Annotated in this window: 4 protein-coding genes and 2 pseudogenes; 4 read left to right on the top strand and 2 right to left on the bottom strand. The window is 57.0% G+C overall.

Features of this window, described 5'->3' with window-relative positions; genetic code table 11:
• The 3 genes and pseudogenes from BLR80_RS13045 to BLR80_RS12500 all read left to right on the top strand — a co-directional run.
• A pseudogene (locus BLR80_RS13045) lies at nt 1–180 on the top strand (hypothetical protein); the annotation flags it as partial.
• A gap of 458 nt (nt 181–638) precedes the next feature.
• On the top strand, nt 639–2,048 hold the full coding sequence (locus BLR80_RS12505) for an MBL fold metallo-hydrolase RNA specificity domain-containing protein (RefSeq protein WP_092080863.1): 1,410 nt from the start codon (nt 639–641) through the stop codon (nt 2,046–2,048).
• 12 nt (nt 2,049–2,060) lie between these two features.
• Entirely contained in the window at nt 2,061–2,903 is an 843-nt protein-coding gene (locus BLR80_RS12500) for a sensor histidine kinase (protein ID WP_092080860.1), read from the top strand.
• Between the two features lie 5 nt (nt 2,904–2,908).
• Here BLR80_RS12500 and umuD read toward each other — a convergent pair whose 3' ends face one another.
• Nucleotides 2,909–3,364, bottom strand: a complete 456-nt coding sequence (umuD, locus tag BLR80_RS12495; RefSeq protein ID WP_092080857.1) for a translesion error-prone DNA polymerase V autoproteolytic subunit — start codon at nt 3,362–3,364, stop codon at nt 2,909–2,911.
• Between the two features lie 292 nt (nt 3,365–3,656).
• Between umuD and BLR80_RS12490 the strand changes: the two genes are divergently transcribed.
• Nucleotides 3,657–5,405, top strand: coding sequence for a histone deacetylase family protein (locus tag BLR80_RS12490; protein ID WP_092080854.1), 1,749 nt, complete (start codon nt 3,657–3,659; stop codon nt 5,403–5,405).
• A gap of 241 nt (nt 5,406–5,646) precedes the next feature.
• Here BLR80_RS12490 and BLR80_RS13040 read toward each other — a convergent pair.
• Nucleotides 5,647–5,826: pseudogene (locus tag BLR80_RS13040) on the bottom strand (hypothetical protein); the annotation flags it as partial.

The raw sequence follows: 5,826 nt of genomic DNA, 5'->3' as shown, positions 1-5,826 counted from the left end.
TTTTTGCGCCAGGCCCGCAGTGCCGGCATCTTCTATCACGCGCTGGAACCGCGCAGCGAAGAGGATCTGGCGGAACTGAAACTGGCGCTGCACAGCGCGGTGGAACAGTGCCGCGAACAGCAGCAGGCCGAGCAACGGGAACACCGTCTGTGGCGGCATCTGACCACGGCGCTGGGCTAGCGAAAAAGCGACTCTGCGATGAGATGAAATGAAGACAGGAAGGGACTGCGCCCTGCCGGGGAGATCTGGCGGGGCGTTTTTGTGTGCGCGGGGGGCGGTACGCTCAGCAGCGGAGTTGACTCCAACGCCTCCGCACCGGTCATGACAGCACTTCCGCCCGTTGCTGATTTTACTGCCTAAACCCTGCCCTGGCTTGCCACAATGCGATTCCGGCGCCGGCTGATAAAGAGATTCTCGGAAATCGAAAAGAAAGGTGCCAGACTGTGTTTAAATATAAGGAAATCGATGTGAATCGTAGCCGTCACCACAGTACCCGTGGCAATATTAGTCCAGAGGCGTCCGGGGTACAGGCTGCCGTTTAACTCCGTGTCCATCTTTGTCGGGCTGAATCAAGCGCCCCGCGATCTCCTCCTGTCTCGCCAGTTTTCCCGTCATCCCTTCAAGGAGGCTACGCATCCATGAAAATTACCTTTCAAGGCGCTGCCGGAACCGTGACCGGTTCCCAGCATCTGATCGAGGCGAACGGCAAGAAGATTCTGCTCGACTGTGGCCTCTTTCAGGGCAAGCGCAAGGAATCCTTCGAGATCAACCGTAGCGGTCTGTGCCAGGGCGAGGAGATTGACGCGCTGGTGCTTTCCCATGCCCATATCGATCATTCCGGCCGCATTCCCTGTCTGGTGCGTAATGGCTTCAGCGGCGACATCTTTTGCACCTCGGCCACGCGCGACCTGTGCGCGGTGATGCTGATGGACAGCGCCTTTATCCAGGAAAAGGACGTGGAGTATGTCAACCGGCGGCGGGCGAAAAAGGGGCAGCGTCTTTTCGAGCCGCTCTACACCCGAGCCGATGCTTCCCGCAGCCTGGAGCAGTTCGTCGGCCTCAACTACCAGCGGCCGCACGAGCTTTTTCCCGGCATTCGTCTCACCTTGGTTGATGCTGGCCACATGCTCGGCAGCGCCCACGTCATTCTCGATATTGACGACCATGATACCGGCAAGATTCAGCGGCTGGTCTTCAGCGGCGACATCGGCCGCCCGGACATCCCCATCATTCGCGATCCTCAACCGCTGCGCGAGGGTGCCGATATCCTCATCATGGAGAGCACCTACGGTGACCGGCTGCATCCTCCCTATCCCGATTCGGAAAAGGAACTCAAGCGCATTGTTACCGAAACGGTGAATCAGGGGGGCTCGCTGCTGATTCCTGCCTTCGCCGTGGGGCGTACTCAGCAATTGGTCTACGCCCTGCACCGGCTGCACAGCGCCGGCGCCATCCCCGATCTGCCGATTTTCGTCGACAGCCCCCTGGGAGTTGCCACCACCGATGTCTTCCGCATGCATCCGGAGGTGTTTGACGCCGAGATCCGCGAGTTTCTCCTCTCTGACGACGACAACAATCCCTTTGGGTTTGGTCGGCTGCAGTACACCCGCACGGTGGAGGAATCAAAAGCCCTCAACAGTCTCAAGGCTCCGGCGATCATCATCAGTTCCAGCGGCATGCTCGAAGGAGGGAGGATTCTCCACCACCTGCGTAATCGCATCGGTGATCCGCGTACCACCATTCTGATGACCAGCTGGCAAGCGCCCAACACCCTTGGGCGCAAACTGGTGGAGAAGCAAAGCCCGGTACGGATTTTCGGTGAGGAATTCGAGGTGTATGCCCGTGTCGAGGTGCTTACCGGGTTCTCCGGTCATGCCGACCGGGATGGCCTGGTGGAATTCGTGCGGGTGATGGAGAAAAAGCCGCAGCGCACCTTCATCGTCCACGGCGAGGCGGAGTCCTCGGCGAATCTGGCAAAGACGCTGGGCGATGAGCTGGGGATCACGGGAATTAAGCTGCCAGGGGCGGGGCAAACCTTCTTCCTGTAAAGGCTCAATTACGTGCTGTGTTTCACCGGGCTGGTTGATTTCGGCAGTGGCGCACTCTACGTTCTGCCGTCCGGGATGGCGGCGGAGGCGATCTTCTTTGCCATGGCGTTGGGCCAGAAAATAAAACGGATTGAAGCGGAACGGGCCGAAAACGCTCTGCTGGTCGATGAGAGTAACAAATTCAATTCAACCAGTTACCTGCTCGCCGGAATTCTCCACCAGTTCAAGCAACCGCTGGTTTATCTCGGCACAGAGGTTTTAAAGCTGCGCACACAGCGCCACAAAAGTGGTCAGGACGACCCGCAGAACGAGGAAATTCTCGGCAACATGGAAAACCAGATTGGCGGGATGAATGATCTGGTCGGCAACTTCTACAGTTTCTATTCGCAACAGGCGCAGCTCGGTGAGTTCAGCCTGCAACGTGCCATCGACAACGTGCTGGAAATGCTCGGACCTTCATTGCAGGCAGGAAATATCAACGTCATTAAGGGCTATCAGGACCAACGGCTCTGCGCCGATGAAAAAGCCCTCAAGCAGATTCTGCTGATCCTCTTGGAAAATACCGTCAGCGTATTACGGGAAAAACAACCCGACACCCCCAGCCTGTGGATCAGCTGTTCCGGTGGGCATCCGGTCACAATCGAAGTGCGCGACAATGCCGGTGGCATCGTTGCCGACGCCCTCGATAAAATCTTTAACATCCACTACAGCAAAAAACAGGCTCAAGGTCTCGGTATCGGGCTGGCTCTGGCACGGAAGCTGGCGGAAACGCGCCTTAACGGCAGCCTGACCGTTCACAATACGCCAGCAGGGGCCTGTTTCGTGTTGACACTTCAATCTACAGAGCGGAGTTGAATGAATCAGGCCTTGCGCAGCGGATGAATCACCGTGGTGACGACACCAAAGATTTCCATATCGCAACCTTCAGCCGGCACCAGCGGCTGGTAGCTGGGATTCATCGGCACCAGGCGCAGTTCGGGCCGGGTTTCCAGACGCTTGACGGTCAGATCGCCATCAAAGCAGGCAATGACAATATCGCCGTGGCAGGGTTCGAGGGAGCGATCCACCACCAGGATATCCTCGGGGCAGATGTGACCATCGATCATGGAATCGCCCTGGACGCGGACGAAATAGGTCGCCGCCGGATGGCGCACACACAGATCATTGAGGTCCAGCGGTGGTTCGACATAATCCCGGGCCGGGCTGGGAAAGCCGGCCTCGACCCGCTCGGTGGCCAGCGGCAGGGGCTGGGACGGGGCATCCGCTGCCGGGTGGAAGAATTCCAGTTCAGGTTGACTGCCGTGGTGATGTGCCATGAAAGAATCCGATCTGTACAAATGCCCTGAAAAAGAACGCAGCATAGCGGTTCGCCGGTGACCCTGACAAGAATGAACATCGCTCCAGGAATCGGCCGCAGCGGGGTCGTCTTCCGGGATGTCTCCCTCGCATACAAACGTCCCACAAGATCCTCGTTACCAGGTTCGCAACGCATGATAGAAGATATCGGCACTGCGGGACTGGCGCAGAAATTGGTAGTATCGGCAGTGGCCTATCACAAGACTCTCAGCGCTCAGAGGGCAAGATTCAGCTCTTTTAAGGGAGCAAACCATGTTCCGCATCCGCCGAATTTTCGATTCCGTCGTTCCCAGCAACCAACGCGCCATCAGCCAGGTGCTGGAGATTCTCCGGGCTCAGTTTCCCACAGCGCGACCGATCGATTTTGAGAAACTGCCCGAACAGCTGACCGATCCGCTAAAGTACCACTATCGATCCCTTCTTTTAGTTGCGGAAGACGGCCTGGGTAAAGTGAAGGGATTTGCCATGCTCTTGCACTTTCCTGACGTCCGCGCCGTTTATCTGGAACTGATCTCCGCGGCACCAAAAGGAACGGGCGGTGGCATTGGCGGTGCCCTGTATGAGCGTGTGCGCGAGGAAGCGCTGGCGCTTCGCCCCTTGGGATTATTTTTCGAATGCAGTGTTGATGACCCGTTAGTCATTCAGGATCAGGCGGTGCTGAAAAACAACAAGGCCCGGCTGAAATTTTACGAGCGATATGGTGCCCGCCCGATTATCAACAACGATTATGCGTCACCAGTGCGCCCGGGTGACAGGGATCTCTACTTCCTGGTCTATGACAATCTTGGCCAAAGCTGTCCACTTCCCCGCACAGCTTTGAGAAAAATTGTCCGCGCCGTACTTGAGCGTAAATATGGGGATCTACTTAGCGAAAGTCAAATTAAGGAGGTTGTCCGCTCCTTTCGGGATGATCCTGCCCAGCTCAGAGCATCACGCTACCAGAAAGAGCGCACTACAACCAAATACGATATCCCTCACAAGCCCATCGCTCTAATTGTCAACGAAGGTCACGATATCCACCACGTCAAGGACCGCGGCTATGTGGAAGCGCCGGTTAGAATCGCTTCCATTCTTCATGAAATCGACAAGAGTGGACTCTTCCGCCGGCTGAATCCGCGCCGCATGGCAGAGCGTCATATCAAGGCGGTGCACGACCGCCATTTTGTCGATTACCTGCGCCGAGCCTGTGCTAGCTTGTCCCCAACCCAGTCGATCTACCCGATTATTTTCCCCCTGCGCAATCTGCAGAAACCGCCTAAAGATATCGAGTTGCAAGTCGGCTACTACTGCATGGATACCTTTACCCCTTTTAGCAGCAACGCCTACAAGGCGGCGCGGGGAGCCGTTGACTGTGCCCTGACCGGTGCGGAGGAAATCCTTTCTGACAGCCCCCTGGCCTACGCCTTGGTGCGGCCACCGGGACATCATGCGGAACGGCGGGTTTTCGGCGGGTTCTGCTATTTCAACTCATCAGCGATTGCCGCCCATTACCTGAGCCAGTTCGGACGAGTCGCTCTGCTCGACCTTGATTATCACCATGGCAATGGCAGTCAGGACATTTTTTACACCCGCGACGATGTGCTGACGCTGTCCATCCATGGTGCCCCACCCGATATCTATCCCCATTTCTCCGGATTCAGCAATGAGCGGGGAGAAGACGCTGGTCTGGGGTTTAACTGCAATTACCCCCTGCCCTTCCAGATCACGGCAGAGCGCTATCGCCGAACCCTGCATGAAGCGATCAACCGGATTCGTTCCTACAAACCCAGGTTTCTGGTTATTGCCTTGGGGTTGGATACGGCAAAAGATGATCCGACCGGCTCATGGCCGCTGATGCCGGCTGATTTTTGTGTCAATGGACAGCTGGTTGGCCAATTAAAACTTCCAACCCTGGTTGTCCAGGAAGGCGGGTATCGCACTCGCACCCTGGGAATGAATGCCCGGCATTTCTTTGAAGGCCTGTGGGAGGGCCACAACCATTCATTGCTGCAGAAAAAATAGCCCGTTGAAAATGCGGCTCATTCCCCTTTCCGAAAAAACGGAGTGGAATGCCATGCGTTATAGCGGGCGCCTCGGTACGATTGAATGGAAGAAAGCCACAGGCTCTCGAGCTTGTAACCACCAGCCGCCAGGCCTGAGCTGTCAATTTTTCCGCGCACACAAAAACGCCCCGCCAGATCTCCCCGGCAGGGCGCAGTCCCTTCCTGTCTTCATTTCATCTCATCGCAGAGTCGCTTTTTCGCTAGCCCAGCGCCGTGGTCAGATGCCGCCACAGACGGTGTTCCCGTTGCTCGGCCTGCTGCTGTTCGTGGCATTGTTCCACCGCGCTGTGCAGCGCCAGTTTCAGTTCCGCCAGATCCTCTTCGCTGCGCGGTTCCAGCGCGTGATAGAAGATGCCGGCACTGCGGGCCTGGCGCAAAAA

The organism is Desulfuromonas thiophila (assembly GCF_900101955.1).
GTDB lineage: Bacteria > Desulfobacterota > Desulfuromonadia > Desulfuromonadales > Desulfuromonadaceae > Pseudodesulfuromonas > Pseudodesulfuromonas thiophila.
This window is presented reverse-complemented; position numbering and strand designations above follow the sequence as displayed.